Genomic DNA, 14,295 nt, shown 5'->3' on the forward strand with positions numbered 1-14,295 from the left:
TATTTCCAGGCAGAATATTTAAGCTTAGATCAATTCCTGGACCAATTAGTTAACCACCGCTTGCAAATATGACCGAAATTATATTTGTGCGGCTTGTCAGCCAATTGTTCCGGCAGCACATTTTTAGCCCAGTAGGATTTTGATTGATAGCGTGTACTCCAAGTTTCTCTTCCGTTTTCGCTGTAATGAGTAAAGTTATCAGCAAGCTTTCCGCCTTCACATCGGCCGAACGTTATCAACTGCATGATCTTCCCAGAACTGTCCGAGGTATACGTCACACCAGCGTCGCTTTCTACACCTAGAAAAAAGTCTAGCACCCCGCCCTCTAATGGAAAAGCTTTGCTGTCTGTAAAGGTAGCTTCCAGCATGGCATTTGTAAGTGCTTGAGTCGCCAAAAAAGGAGGATCGGTAAAACCATACGGAATCAATCTGAAGCCTTTCTCATGGTGCAAGTCATACTGCATATGAGGAAAAGAGCCAAATACTACTTTATAGTCAGCCGTATCAAACTTGGCACCGTCAGTTGCAACGATACGTATATTGACTTGCGAACCAGGGTTGAGCGCTTTGATTCTCTCTGCCGATGAGTGACGCTTGGACTGCCATTGCCCGCCGTCCACCTGATACTCAAGCCGCCATTTCTGGTTATAGTCTCTGTCCGGCGTCGTAATCAAAACATTCTGGCCGCGTACTGCAGTGAATCCATACTGATGGACCGCCGTTGTGCTTTCCAGAACATTACTGATCTGATGAATCTTGTCCGACAGCACCACAGGAATCGAATGATTTTGGTTTTGTGCAGTCTGCTCCGACGGCATGGGCGGTTCAGTGATAACTGGTGCCACCTCTACTTGCGCCCTTGCATGGCAAGACATTGCCAATAATAGCCCGGACACAAACGTACGACCCGCCCTGCTCTTCTTGTATTTCATTTTATTGATCTCGATAGTAGTGATTGATTACCCAGGGCATCATTGCCACTGACAAAATCGGACGTAATCAACTGTTACCTCCAAGATCAAGCGCTTGAAACAATTATCGGAAAGGTCTTACAAATAACTGATCAGACTTTAAAAACTAAAAGCCAGTTTGAAAACTGCTTCACGAACGCCTGTCCATGACCGATCCCCTTTCAATCAGGCTTGGTGCCTGAAGAAGCAACCCGCGGGCTAGGCTCGTCTAAGCAGCCCCTCCGAGCGGCTCGAAAACCACCAGACAATTCCCTCCCACAATCCCATCCAGCGTCTAAGCTTGGGTCAGGTGCTTTGACAGGATGACCGGACAATCGACTATGGGCGCATTTCGGCATTCCGATAGCAAGCAAGAGACGCTATCCGCTGATCGTGAGGATGATCCTCGTACGCCCAAATATCCGCGTCGCAAGCGATACGGATGGCGGGTGTTCTGGGTCGTGGTGGTGTTAGCCGGGGTTGCATTGGGCGTTGCGGTGGCCGTGGAGAGCAGGACCTCCAGGCTTCAGGCGCGGGAATTCAGCCGCTTTGCCGCGAGCCTGGGTTATTCAATGCAGCCCGGGCCTAGTCATGACGTGGTGTATCCCGGTGACGGGCCGTTCGACCGGCGCCTGGGCTATTCATCCATGGATGAATTCCTCTCGCGCCTGCTCAAGCGCGATTATGTGATTACGCGTCAGACCCGGTTTTCGCCGGAACTGTTGCGTTACGTCCGGCATGGTTTTTTCGTGCCTTACGAGGAAAAAACCCAGGCCGGGCTGTCGATCACCGATTGCCGAAACGAGCCGCTGTACGAGTTCAGATACCCACAGCAGTTTTACCCGACCTTCGCCGCCATTCCGCCGATGCTGGTGAACAGTCTGCTGTTTATCGAAAACCGTGATCTGCTTGATCCGCAGCAGCCCATGGCCAACCCTGCGGTGGACTGGCCACGTTTTGTCAAAGCCGCCTGGTCGCAACTGGCGAAGATGTTTGCCCTCCCCGGCCAGTCGGCTGGGGGCAGCACGCTGGCCACTCAGCTGGAAAAATACCGTCACTCCCCAGACGGACTGACGCTGTCGGGTTCGGAAAAGCTGCGGCAGATGATTTCTGCCAGCGTTCGCGCCTATCAGCCAGGGACCGAGACACTCGCCGTGCGCCAGCGAGTGGTGCGTGACTACCTGAACAGCGTGCCGCTGTCTGCGGTGCCGGGGCATGGCGAGGTGCATGGTCTGGCCGAAGGACTGCGGGTGTGGTTCGGCGCAGACTTCGGCAAAACCAACGAGATACTGGCTTCGAATCCGGGCAATAAACAGGCGCTGGCCGACAAGGCGCTGGCGCTGCGTGAAGTGCTCTCACTGGTAATCGCCCAACGTCGCCCGTCGCACTATCTGGCCAAGGGACGCCAGGAATTGGCAGAGCTGACCGACAGCCACATCCGCCTGCTGGCCCAGGCCAACGTCATCGACCGACCGCTGGCCGATGCCGCGCTGGCAGCCCAGGTCACCTACCGCGACTGGGCGCAGCAACCGACCCTGCAGCCCATCGAAACCAATAAGGGCATCAGTGTCGCGCGCACTCGCCTGTCGAATCTGCTCAATCGCCCGCTTTACGACCTCGACCGTCTCGACCTGTCCGCCACCAGCACCCTGCATGGCGAATTGCAGCGCAGCGTCAGCCAGTACCTGCGTGACCTGGCCAACCCTGAGTTTGCCGCAAAGACCGGTTTGATGGGCGAGCGCCTGTTGACCCCGGCCAGCACAACGCAGGTGCGCTACAGCTTCACGCTGTTTGAACGCGGCGTGGATGGCTCGCGGGTCAGGGTCCAGACCGACAGCACCGATCAGCCGTTCGATATCAACGAAGGCAGCAAGCTGGAGCTGGGCTCGACGGCGAAGATGCGCGTGCTGACGACGTATCTGGAGATCATCGCCGAGTTGCATGGGCGCTATTCGGGCTTGAGCCCTGCGCAGTTGCGCAAAGTCCCGGTCGAGGAACCGGATCGGCTGACCCGTTGGGCGGTGGATTATCTGCTGCTGAACAAGGACCGTGACCTGGCGAAGATGCTTTCGGCCGCACTCGACCGCACCTATTCGGCCAGCCCCGCAGAAGCGTTCTTCACCGGTGGCGGCATGCACCGTTTCAATAATTTCCGGCGCGAAGACAACGAGCGGATTCCGACCCTGCGCGAGTCGCTGCGTGAGTCGATCAACCTGCCGTTCATTCGTCTGATGCGCGATGTGGTGCGCTACAGCACCTATCAGGCGCCCAACAACAGCGCCGAGCTGCTCAAGGATGATGACAACCCGCGCCGCCAGGAATACCTGGCGCAGTTTGCCGACCGCGAAGGCACGGTATTCCTGCTGCGCTTCTGGAAACGCTACAAGGAAAAGACCACGCAGGAGCGGCTCGACACCTTCCTCGACGGCATTCACCCGACGGCGATCCGCCTGGCTGCGGTACACCGTTACCTGTTGCCGGGCGCTGATCAGGGCACATTTAACGCGTTCATCCGCGCCCACCTGGACGAGCCCAGGGCGAGCTCGAAACTCACCGACAAACGTCTCGCCGATCTGTACCAGAGTTACGGTCCGGGCACTTATGACCTGCCCGATCAAGGCTACATCGCCCGCGTCCATCCGCTGGAACTGTGGCTGGTGGGCTACCTGCTCAAGCACCCGGAAGCACAGTTCAAGGACGCGGTGGCCGCCAGTCGTTACGAACGTCAGGAAGTCTATGGCTGGCTGTTCAAGAGTCGCCACAAAGGCGCGCGCGACAGCCGGGTGCGGACCATGATGGAGGTCGAAGCGTTTCTGGACATCGAGCAACGCCGGCAACGTGTGGGTTATCCGTTCGACTACCTGGTGCCTTCGCTGGCGACGGCTATCGGCAGTTCGGGAGACCGTCCGGCGGCGCTTGCCGAGCTGATCGGCATCATCCAGAACGATGGGATCCGCCTGCCTGCGGTGCGCATCGACAGTCTGCACTTTGCCGCCGACACGCCTTATGACACTCAACTGAGCATCAACCCGGAGCTGGGCAAGCGTGTGTTGCCATCGGAAGTCGCCGCGGCAATGCGCGAGGCCTTGTCGCAAGTGGTGGACGGCGGCACGGCCAAACGCGTGCAAGGCACGTTCAAGATGCAGGACGGCAGTGTGCTGGCGATGGGCGGCAAGACCGGCACCGGCGACAACAGGATCGAAAGCGTCGGTGCCGGCGGGCGCATTCTCAGCTCAAGGGCGATCAACCGCACGGCGACTTTCGTGTTTTATATCGGCGACAACCACTTTGGCGCGCTCACGGCGTTCGTACCGGGACGCGCTGCCGAGGGCTTTCGTTTCACCTCGGCGTTGCCGGTGCAGGTGCTCAAAGGCATGGCACCGATCCTAACGCCTTACCTGGAAAACCACGGACAGGCGATGTGCAATGCCCCGCTCGCCGATGCGCCTAAGGGTGTCTGAGCGGCAATGACCGCTCGTCTGCCAGCTCTGTGATTACAATAAGATACATCTTAAGGTATATCTAACTTGTAACCAGAGAGCAAAAACATGCGTGAAGATAAACATCCACCCCACCATCGTCCGCCGCATCTTCGTGAAGCAGGTGAAGATCGCGACGGTTTTGAAAAACGTCCAGGCCGCGAACGCGGTGGACGTGGCCCTCGGGTTTTCGCCCCTGGCGATCTGAAATTGCTGCTATTGGCGTTGATCGCCGAACAGCCTGCCCACGGCTATGACCTGATCCGCAAGATCGAAGGTCTGTTCGAGGGTGCGTACTGCCCCAGCCCCGGCGTTATCTACCCCACCCTGACGTTTCTTGAAGAAAGCGAAATGGTGGTCGGCGATGCCCAGGCCGGCAAGAAGCTCTACACCGTCACCGATGCGGGTCGCCAATCCCTGGAAGATCAGGCCGTGGCGCTGGAAGGTGTGCGCATGCGCATCGATGTCAGCAAGCGCTCACTGCGCGGCCATGACCGTCCGCCGGAAATCCATGAAGCGGTGCACAACCTGCGCCACGCGCTGCAGATGCACCATGGCCGCTGGAGCCCGGAAGAGATTCTGCGGGTCAGCGAACTGCTCAACAGCACGGCCAGGGCGGTCGTCGATGGGCCCCAACCTGCCTCGGAGGAGTCGGCATGAATTCACAGCAGTCAATCCATCGTGTCATGCATGAAATCAAGCGACGCAAGCTGCAGGTGGTGCGGGTCACGGAACTGACCCCCCTGATGCGCCGCATTACCTTGCAGGGGCCGGAGCTGGCGGGTTTCATCAGCCTGGGCACGGATGACCACGTCAAACTGTTCTTCCCGCAGACGGCAGAACAACAGGCCGCGCTGGAAAACCTCAACCCTGCCGGCGACAAGGACACGCCGCGCCCGCCGATGCGCGATTACACGCCGCGTCGCTACGACGAAAAAACCGGGGAACTGGATATCGATTTCGTGCTGCATGGCGAAGGCCCGGCGACCACTTGGGCCGCTCAGGCAGCGCCCGGGCAATTCCTGCACATCGCCGGGCCAAAGGGTTCGATGGTGGTGCCGGACATGTTCGACAGCTACCTGCTGATCGGCGACGAAACAGCCATTCCCGCCATCGCCCGACGCCTCGAAGCGCTGCCCGCCAACCGCGCTGCGCTGGTGGTGGTCGAGGTGGCCAACCCGCAGGAACAGCAGGTGTTCGACAGCGCCGCACAGGTCGACGTGATCTGGATTGTACGCGGCGAACAGAATCTGCTGGACGTCACGCGGCGCCTGGAGATGCCCGAGGGCAAGCTGTACGCCTGGGTCGCGACCGAATCCGCGCTGTCACGCAAGCTACGTCGTGTACTGCTCGACGAGTTCGGCCTGGAAGAGGAATTCGTCAAGGCTGCCGGTTACTGGAAGCTGGACAGCACTGAAGAATGAGCAGGACCGGGCGACTCACAGCGTGCGACGAGACGCCCGTTTATCGACGCCCAGCAACAACAATGCGATGAGCACGAAACCGAGCAGTACACCCAGCGCGTTGATGAATGCCTTCGGAAAACCGATCGTACCGACATCGATGAACGGGTACAGGTAATCACCGAACATGTGGCCCCGTAGCAGGACATAGGCGAAGTAGACGATCGGATAGATCGCCCAGAGCGCTACATGGCCCAGACGCAGCGCGCCCTTGGGCACGTACAGCCACCAGTAAATCACGAACGCCAGCGGCATTATGTCGTGCAGCAGTTCGTCGGCCACCCACTGCCAGCCTTCCGGGTGCCACAAGTGGCGCAACAGGATGTTGTAGGCGATGCCCACCAGCGCGATGCTTACCGCAATGCCGCCGCATACCACCGGATGCCGGAAGAACCGGTGGCCTGCCGACTGCTGTGTCGTCAGGGCGCAACTCAGCGCGACCGCTACAAGCATGTTGGTCAGTACGGTGAAGAAACTTGAAAAGCGTACCAGCCCACCCAGCAGACTGGCGTGATCGGCATAACGGCCAATCAGGATCAGGTAAAGCTGAATCACCAGTCCCGACCAGCCGAGGCAAGCGGCCACGAGGGCGTAATAGCGCTGTCCCTGCGCAGGTGGTGGATGTTCGCTGAGCATCAATCGGTATCCTTGAGTGCCGGCCTCCGTGCCAAGCTATTCTGGCGGGTCTGTTACCAGCCCTTGCTGCGATGCAACTTCACATACAGCGCTTCGACCTTCTCCCGCGCCCAGGGTGTCTTGCGCAGGAAGGTCAGACTGGACTTGATGCTCGGATCGCTTTTGAAGCAGCGAATATCGATGCGCTCGGCAAGGCCGGACCATTCGTAATGTTCGACCAGCGCGCTGAGGATCTGCTCCAGCGTGACGCCGTGCAACGGGTCAGAGTGAGGTGTTGTCATGATGAGCCTTGAAACGGATGAAGAAGAGACGAACCTGAACGGATCTCCGGAGTACGCAGGTGCGTTCCGAAAGTCTGCCATTGTAAGCGCCACGCCTTGATAAAACACAGTCGGCCTGCAGCACTATTGCCGGCCTCGCAATGATCCATGTCAGGTTTTTCGCTTTTAGAAAAATTGTTAGCGCCCTATCATTGCCGGGTTAAGGATTGAAGATTCCCCCTTCTGCAGATGTTCCTTCGGACAAAAGCCTATGCACGAATTCGGGCGGCAAGGGTCTACGACTCGATGACCGCGCGACCGAACGTGCAACCGCGCTCTGCCTGACGGTTTAATTCCACCGTCGGCGATTCGTCTCAACAAGCAGCTTCAAGGAATGGCGCCAAGGCAGGCGATGCTTAAAACAAGATGTCAATTACTTACTTCTCGCGGAGATTCGCATTATGAGCACTGACAGTGCTTCAAATAGAAATCGCCTGTTACCGACCCTGCTCGGGCTGGTGATCCTGTTGATGGGGCTGGCGTTGCTGGTCGGTGGCGCCCGACTGCTGCAACTGGATGGCTCGTTGTATTACCTGCTGGCCGGTATCGGTTTCGCCGTAACTGGCGTGTTGTTGATCACCGGTCGTGCGGCTGCGCTGGGCCTTTATGCACTGCTGCTGTTCGCGAGCACAGTCTGGTCGTTGTGGGAAGTCGGCCTCGACTGGTGGCAATTGGTGCCACGCCTGGCGCTGTGGTTCGCCCTGGGTATCGTGTTGCTGCTGCCATGGTTCCGCGAGCCGCTACTGCGCAACGGTCCGGCACGCATGGGCACCGGTGCACTGAGCATCGCTGTGGTGCTGGCCGGCCTGACCGCACTGGCAAGCCAGTTCACTAACCCGGGTCGTATCGAAGGCCAGCTGGACCGCGAGACGGCTGGCACGACCAACACCGCCCCGGCCATGCCTGACGGCGACTGGCAGTCCTACGGCCGCACCGCGTTCGGTGACCGCTACTCGCCACTGGCGCAGATCACGCCGGAAAACGTCAACAAGCTGGAGCCGGCCTGGACCTATCGCACGGGTGACATTCCGGGGCCGAATGACCCGGGTGAAACCACTGCCGAGAACACCCCGCTCAAGGTCAACGGCATGCTCTACGTGTGCACGCCGCACAGTCAGGTGATCGCCCTTGACCCGGATTCGGGCAAGGAAATCTGGCGCTTCGATCCGAAGCTCAGCACTCAGAACGCTGCCAACTTCAAGGGTTGGGCGCACATGACCTGCCGTGGCGTCACCTATCATGACGACGCTGCCTATGCCGCCAGTGCCCCGGCGCAAAGCCCGACGGTCCCGGCTGCCGACGGCACGGCCACTGCCAGTGCTGCCTGCCCGCGCAGAATCTTCCTGCCGACTGCCGACACCCGTCTGATCGCGCTGAACGCCGACACCGGCAAGATGTGCGAAGACTTCGGCAACAAGGGTTCGGTTGACCTGACCGCCAACATGGGCACCTTCGCTCCGGGCGGCTACTACTCCACGTCGCCACCGGCGGTCACCAAGGACCTGGTGATTATCGGTGGCCACGTCACTGACAACGTTTCCATGGACGAGCCGTCCGGCGTGATCCGCGCCTATGACGTACACACTGGCCGTCTGGTGTGGAACTGGGACAGCGGCAATCCGGAAGAAACTGCGCCGATCGCCGAAGGCAAGATATACACGCGCAACTCGCCGAACATGTGGTCCATGTTCAGCGTCGATGAAAAACTCGGCCTGATCTACCTGCCGATGGGCAACCAGACGCCGGACCAATGGGGCGGCGACCGTACCAAAGAGTCCGAGAAGTACAGCGCGGGCCTGGTTGCACTGGACATCGCGACCGGCCGCGTACGCTGGGACTACCAGTTCACTCACCATGACCTGTGGGACATGGACGTGGGCGGTCAGCCGACCCTGCTGGACATGAAAACCGCTGACGGCATCAAACCCGCTGTGCTGGCGTCGACCAAGCAGGGCAGCATCTACGTGCTGGATCGCAGCACCGGCAAGGAAATCGTGCCGATCAATGAAGTGCCGGTCCCGCAAGGCGCTGTTGCGGGCGATCACACCTCGCCAACCCAGCCCAAGTCCGACCTGAACTTCATGCCGCCGCCCCTTAAAGAGCGCGACATGTGGGGCGTGACACCGTTTGACCAGATGATGTGCCGGATCGACTTCAAGTCGCTGCGCTACGATGGTCCGTTCACCCCGCCTTCGCTGCAGGGTTCGATCGTTTATCCGGGCAACTTCGGTGTGTTCGACTGGGGCGGTATTTCCGTCGACCCGGTGCGTCAGATCGCCTTCGTCAATCCTAACTACATGGCTTTCCGCTCGAAGCTGGTGCCTTCTGCCGAAGTTGAAGGCGGCCCGGGCCGCAAGAGCGAAACCGAAGGCGTACAGCCGAACAAGGGCGCGCCTTATGGTGTGATCCTGGAAGCACTGCTGTCGCCGATGGGCCTGCCTTGCCAGGCGCCAGCATGGGGTTACGTGGCGGCGGTCGACCTGACCACCCAAAAAACCATCTGGATGCACAAGAACGGCACCGTGCGCGACAGCTCGCCGATCCCGCTTCCGCTGACCATGGGCGTTCCAAGCCTGGGTGGTACGTTCACAACCGCCAGCGGCCTGGCGTTCATGAGCGCTACGCTTGACCAGTACCTGCGTGCTTATGACGTGCGTAACGGCAAGCAGTTGTGGGAAGCCCGCCTGCCAGCAGGTGCGCAAACCACCCCGATGACCTACACCGGCAAGGACGGTCAGCAATACGTGCTGGTCGTTGCAGGCGGTCACGGCTCACTGGGCACCAAACAGGGTGACTACGTGATGGCGTTCAAACTGCCTAAGTAATGCGTTGCTGAGGTCAATGAAAAGCGGCTACCGAGAGGTAGCCGCTTTTTTTTGTCGCCACTGAAACTTGATTTCAGTGGCGCCAGCTACCAGGCAGGGCTGCGGATCTGTGCGCTCTCCCAGACGACTATCGTTGCGCACGCTCCAGCGTGGGAATGCCGTTCCGGACGCTCTGCGTCCTCTCTTGAATGTGCAGCGCGGCGCAGATCTGTGACGCGGAGCGTCACGAAATGCATGCCAACGCGGAGCATTGGCACGATAAAGTTCACACGACTATCGTTCCGCACGCTCCAGCGTGGGAATGCCGTTCCGGACCCTCTGCGTCCTCTCTTGAATGTGCGGCGCGGCGCAGATCTGTGACGCAGAGCGTCACGAAATGCATGCCAACGCGGAGCATTGGCACGATAGGGTTCACACGATTACCGTTGCGCACGTTCTGCGTCCGCTCCCCAGTGCGTATGGCTAGCGCGCTTTGGCGCTGCTTTTGTCACTGGCGCGCAGGATGTCGTTCCAGCGGCGGACCAGGTAGTTGTGCTCGTTCATGACCGAATTCCACACGGCGATGTGGCCCATGCGTTCTTCGTAGGAGCCGCCGTCGCGGACCTCTCCGGCGTCGATCAGCGGCAAGCCATCGCTGCCGAGCAGTTGTTCGCGGGCAGGCAGGCCGGCGTACCAGTAATCCCATTCGGCAGCGCTGAGGTGATCACGGCTGCGTGCCGGATTGCCGATGTAATAGCCCTGCCGCGCCATCACTGCGCCGGGCCAGCCCGACAGCCACCAGTTCAGGTACGCATAGGCGGCATCCAGCACCGGGCCCTTGACGTGACGTGACAAGGAAAGCCCGCCAAACCAGCCGCGATAACCTTCCTTGGGCACCGCCACGCGGTACTTGACCCCCGCACGGTGCAGCCTGACCAGGGTCGGTGACCAGAGGCTCTGAATATCGATGTTCGGGCTGAGCATTAGTTCGGCGGCTTCTTCGTCACCTGACCAGAACGCACCAAAATGCCCTTGCTGCTGTTTGCGCACCAGCACATCAGCGAGCCGATCGATCTCTTCGATGTTCATGTTGCCGATGTCCTTGAAGCTCGCCAGCCCCGCCCCCTGCACAGCCAGGGCGGCATCCAGCGCGCCGATGGCCGCGTCACTCTGCAAGGCGATGCGCCCGCCCCATACAGGGTCGAGCAACCAGCCCCAGCTTTCGTCCGCAGAGCTCAAGCCATCCGGCAAGCGCTCGGGGCGATAGGCGAAGCTGTCGGCGTTATGGGTCAGCGGCAACATGCTGATGCGCTCGGTCACCGCACTGCCCAGGCTGCCGTCGTGCTGCACGAACAAACGCTCGCTGGGCACACTGCCGCTACCAGGCTGATCGGTAGGCCGCAGCCGGCCCTGCTTGGGCAAGTCGTTGATTTCGTGCCACAGCGCGATGCGCCGCGTGTCGATGGGTTGAATCGCCCGCGCAGGCCAGACGAAATCGACGTTATGAAACCACTGATCGTAAAGGTCGTAGCTGTCTGGCTGCATGACCGCGATGCGTTGCGCGGTTTGCACGTCGTGAATCTGGTAGACCAGCTTGATCCCCAGCTCCTGCTCGGCCCGCTCACGCAAAGACTCCAGCAGGGTCACGGAGGTGCCCAGCACACGCAAGGTGATGGTCATGCTGACGACTCGCCGAGCGGCGGCGCGAAACTGCCGGAGAAGACTTCAAACGAACGACGCAGCAGATCGGGATCGAGACCGCGCAGGATGAACACCAGCCGTGAGGTGCGATCCTCGCCCGGCCAGGCGGCAAGGTGCACCGGCGCATGCAGGCAATGCTGCACACCATGAATCACGATGGGAGCCTGATTGTCGTTCACGTTGAGCAGCCCTTTGACGCGGAGGATTCGTTCACCGTGGCATCTTAACAGCATCGACAGCCACACCCCGAAGCCGACCCAGTCCAGAGGGCGCTCGAACGTCAGGCAACAGACTTGCGCATCACCATGCCGCGCGGAGGTCGACAGTACCCGGTGCAGTTGCCAGCGCGTCACTTCAGCGGCCGGTTCGTCGCTGCGCATGCCCTCGCCCAGCAACAACTGATCGCCGCTGTGGACATCCGCCGTATCCAGCAGCGGCGCAGAAAAATTCAGTGCTTGCAGATGCTCGCGCAGGCCATCCAGCACCGACTCGTCGACCAGATCGGTCTTGCTCAACAGCAGCCGGTCCGCCGCCGCGACCTGCGCCAGCCACTCCGGATGCAGACGCTCTTGCAGCGTCGCGTGGCAGGCGTCCACCAGCGTGACGATCAGGCCGATATGAAAACGCCCGCGCAGTTGCGGGTCGTTGCTCAGCGTGGTGAGAATCGGTGCCGGATCGGCCAGGCCGGTAGTCTCCAGAATCACCCGGCGAAACGCAGGAATTTCACCTCGATTACGCCGCTCCAGAAGACCGAGCAGCGCGTCTTTCAATTCACCGCGAACGGTGCAACAGACACAACCGCTGGGCAGCAGCACGGTGTCCGGTGCGACCTCTTCAACCAGCAGATGATCGATACCGACATCGCCGAATTCGTTGATCAGCAGTGCGGTGTCGCCCATGTTTTCATCGGCCAGCAGGCGTTTGAGCAATGTGGTCTTGCCGCTGCCGAGAAAGCCGGTAATCACATTCAGGGCAATGCTCATGATGACCTCTGCAGATGATCAAGCAGACCTGAATCAAGCGGATCCAGCGGTCGGCCGATCAGCAACTCGGCCTTCTGCCAGAGCTGCTCCAGACCGGTCGCCAGTTCCTGCTTGCCGGTGGCCCCGAGCAGAAGATAGGAAACGCCCTGAAAATCTTCGACCTTCAGACGAAACGGCGCGACCACCTTGTTGATGGCAGCAATACGCCGCAAGCGCTCACGCCGCCGGGGCAGTTCTGCCGCCAGCGGATCGCTCCAGTGCACGTCCTCTCCCAACAGCCCGCACAATCCACACATCAGGTGTTCTCCGGCTGTTTGCTCATGGCATGACGTCGCCGGAATTTGGGCCCAGTGTCTGACCGACGAACAGATTGCCACCCGGCTCGCTGGCCAGTAGCACCGCCACCGGGGCGACCTCTTCGGCCAGACCGAAGCGGCCCAGCGGCAACTCGGCGGCCTTGGCGGTTTTCCAGGCGCTGCTGATTCCGGCCACCAGTGGGGTTTCGATCGGACCGGGCGCAATGGCGTTGACCAGCACGTTGTCCTTGGCGACTTCCAGCGCCAGGGACTTGCTGAAACCGATCACCCCGGCCTTGGCGGCAGCGTAGTGGGTCAGTTCGGCACCGCCCTTGATACCCAGTTGCGAGGCGACATTGATGATGCGCCCCCAGCGCTGGGCAATCATGTGCGGCAATGCACGCTGGCTGGCCACGAACACGCTGGTCAGGTCGATGCGCAACATGTCGTTCCACATGTCGAGGGTCAGGTCGACGCAACGCGCCTGGGTCAGCATGCCCGCGTTGTTGACCAGAATGTCGATACCTCCGAACTGTTCGACACAGGCATCGACGCTGGCTTGCGCGCCGTCGACGCTGCCGACATCGGCCACGCACTCCTGAACCTGCGCGCCAAGCTGGCGGCACTCTGCAGCGATCTTCGCCAGGCTGTCGGCGTCTCGGTCGCCCAGCACCAGACGCGCGCCTTCAGCCGCATAGGCGCGGGCGATGGCTGCGCCGATGCCACTGCCGGCTCCGGTGATCACTACGCGCTTTTGTTTGAGTTGCTGCATGGGTCGGATTCCTTGGTTGATTTGGGGATCACGGCGTATGGCTCGCGAACGCTCAGTCACTGGCACGCCATTCCCGGCGTCTGTACTGAACGCTTCGCGAGCACGCTCCCGATCCGAATCGATCTACTCGGGCCAGCGCACGGTCAGGCCACCGTCGATCACGATGCTTTGCCCGGTCAGGTAACTGGCTTCATCGCTGCACAGAAAACGCACCAGCGCAGCGACTTCATCCGCCCGGCCGACACGGCCCAGCGGGATGGCTTTGGCCGCCTGCGCCAGACCTTCAGGCCCCAGCGAGTTCGTGCTGTCCAGCGATTGCGGCGTCTCGATCAAACCGGGAATCACCGCGTTGCAACGGATGCCCTTCGCTGCGAGCTCCACCGCCAGTGACCGACACAGCCCTGGTACGCCAGCCTTGGCCGCTGCGTAATGGGAATGGTCCTGCCAGCCATACACACCACCGGCAATCGAGGAAATCGCCACCAGCGCCCCGCCCTCACCCATGTGCCGGACGGCGGCGCGGAAGGTGCGCATCACGCCTGTCAGGTCGACGTCGAGCATCTCGTTCCAGCGCTCGTCGGTCATTTCCAGCAACGGCGCGCGGCGCAACAATCCGGCATTGGCAACCGCGTAGTCGATGCGGCCGAATGCCTTGACCGCCTGCGCGGCCAGGTCATCGACCGACTCGGTGAAGGTCACGTCCAGTGGCAGCATCAGGCATTCGCCGCCCGCCTCCGCCACCAGCCTGCGGGTTTCGTCCGGATCATGCGGATCAGCCGGATAGAACCCGCCTGCCACCGCCACCCCCTGGCGGGCAAAAGCCACTGCCAGGGCCTGACCAATGCCACTGGCGGCACCGGTTATCACTGCAACTTTACGCGTCATGTGCTG

Annotated in this window: 12 protein-coding genes; 4 read left to right on the forward strand and 8 right to left on the reverse strand. The window is 60.5% G+C overall.

The window, feature by feature from the left end; all coding sequences use genetic code 11:
* Nucleotides 1–29: 29 nt before the first annotated feature.
* A complete protein-coding gene (locus AC54XV_RS20480; RefSeq protein WP_058398685.1) occupies nt 30–932 on the reverse strand; it encodes a hypothetical protein in 903 nt (300 codons plus the stop codon).
* 359 nt (nt 933–1,291) lie between these two features.
* Here AC54XV_RS20480 and AC54XV_RS20485 point away from each other — a divergent pair, with 359 nt between their 5' ends.
* The 3 genes from AC54XV_RS20485 to AC54XV_RS20495 all read left to right on the forward strand — a co-directional run bounded on the left by AC54XV_RS20485 (nt 1,292) and on the right by AC54XV_RS20495 (nt 5,853).
* Complete coding sequence (locus AC54XV_RS20485; protein ID WP_496718979.1) at nt 1,292–4,411, forward strand: transglycosylase domain-containing protein; 3,120 nt, start codon at nt 1,292–1,294, stop codon at nt 4,409–4,411.
* A gap of 87 nt (nt 4,412–4,498) precedes the next feature.
* Complete coding sequence (locus tag AC54XV_RS20490; RefSeq protein WP_003412958.1) at nt 4,499–5,089, forward strand: PadR family transcriptional regulator; 591 nt, start codon at nt 4,499–4,501, stop codon at nt 5,087–5,089.
* Nucleotides 5,086–5,853 (forward strand): siderophore-interacting protein, encoded by a 768-nt coding sequence (locus AC54XV_RS20495; RefSeq protein WP_024660520.1) that lies wholly within the window; start codon nt 5,086–5,088, stop codon nt 5,851–5,853. Before AC54XV_RS20490 ends, AC54XV_RS20495 begins: the two co-directional genes overlap by 4 nt.
* Nucleotides 5,854–5,868: 15 nt before the next feature.
* Here AC54XV_RS20495 and AC54XV_RS20500 read toward each other — a convergent pair whose 3' ends face one another.
* A complete protein-coding gene (locus tag AC54XV_RS20500) occupies nt 5,869–6,528 on the reverse strand; it encodes a Pr6Pr family membrane protein (RefSeq protein WP_011268743.1) in 660 nt (219 codons plus the stop codon).
* Between the two features lie 53 nt (nt 6,529–6,581).
* Nucleotides 6,582–6,809, reverse strand: a complete 228-nt coding sequence (locus tag AC54XV_RS20505) for a VF530 family protein (RefSeq protein ID WP_003405366.1) — start codon at nt 6,807–6,809, stop codon at nt 6,582–6,584.
* Between the two features lie 440 nt (nt 6,810–7,249).
* On the opposite strand from AC54XV_RS20505, the gene AC54XV_RS20510 reads away from it, so the two are divergent.
* Nucleotides 7,250–9,673 (forward strand): glucose/quinate/shikimate family membrane-bound PQQ-dependent dehydrogenase, encoded by a 2,424-nt coding sequence (locus tag AC54XV_RS20510; RefSeq protein WP_058398684.1) that lies wholly within the window; start codon nt 7,250–7,252, stop codon nt 9,671–9,673.
* Between the two features lie 462 nt (nt 9,674–10,135).
* Here AC54XV_RS20510 and AC54XV_RS20515 read toward each other — a convergent pair whose 3' ends face one another.
* The 5 genes from AC54XV_RS20515 to AC54XV_RS20535 form a co-directional block, all read right to left on the reverse strand.
* A complete protein-coding gene (locus AC54XV_RS20515; protein WP_058398683.1) occupies nt 10,136–11,332 on the reverse strand; it encodes an ABC transporter substrate-binding protein in 1,197 nt (398 codons plus the stop codon).
* Nucleotides 11,329–12,336, reverse strand: coding sequence for a CobW family GTP-binding protein (locus tag AC54XV_RS20520; protein WP_011268747.1), 1,008 nt, complete (start codon nt 12,334–12,336; stop codon nt 11,329–11,331). Before AC54XV_RS20520 ends, AC54XV_RS20515 begins: the two co-directional genes overlap by 4 nt.
* Nucleotides 12,333–12,632 carry a hypothetical protein gene (locus AC54XV_RS20525; RefSeq protein WP_003405362.1) on the reverse strand — a complete coding sequence of 100 codons (300 nt, stop codon included), beginning with the start codon at nt 12,630–12,632 and terminating at the stop codon, nt 12,333–12,335. The genes AC54XV_RS20520 and AC54XV_RS20525 overlap by 4 nt, the downstream gene beginning before the upstream one ends.
* Nucleotides 12,633–12,654: 22 nt before the next feature.
* The gene (locus AC54XV_RS20530; protein WP_058398682.1) at nt 12,655–13,404 is read right to left on the reverse strand and encodes an SDR family NAD(P)-dependent oxidoreductase; all 750 of its coding nucleotides are present in this window, start codon (nt 13,402–13,404) and stop codon (nt 12,655–12,657) included.
* 123 nt (nt 13,405–13,527) lie between these two features.
* Nucleotides 13,528–14,289, reverse strand: coding sequence for an SDR family NAD(P)-dependent oxidoreductase (locus AC54XV_RS20535; RefSeq protein WP_032656816.1), 762 nt, complete (start codon nt 14,287–14,289; stop codon nt 13,528–13,530).
* Between the last annotated feature and the right edge of the window lie 6 nt (nt 14,290–14,295).

Source organism: Pseudomonas fragariae (ex Marin et al. 2024) (assembly GCF_059621105.1).